The following is a 235-nucleotide window of genomic DNA, read 5'->3' on the forward strand; positions in this document are numbered from 1 at the left end:
CTGCCAACTCTGGTGGATCGGGAGCTGACTCTCTACGAAGACCCGAACATCATGATTGAATACCTCGACTATCGTTTTCCTCATCCTCCACTGTTGCCTGTTTACCCCGTCGCACGTGCAGAAAGCCGGTTGTGGATCAAACGCATCGAGAAAGATTGGTGTGGCCTGGTCGGCACGATCCTGGCTGGAGGCGATGGCGTTGAAGAAGCGCGCAAGGCATTGACCGAAAGCCTGG

At 55.3% G+C, this 235-nt stretch carries 1 pseudogene; it reads left to right on the plus strand.

Annotated elements, in window-relative coordinates:
• Positions 1 to 235: pseudogene (locus tag Q4563_RS22745) on the plus strand (stringent starvation protein A); the annotation flags it as partial.

Source organism: Gilvimarinus sp. 1_MG-2023, from assembly GCF_030548285.1.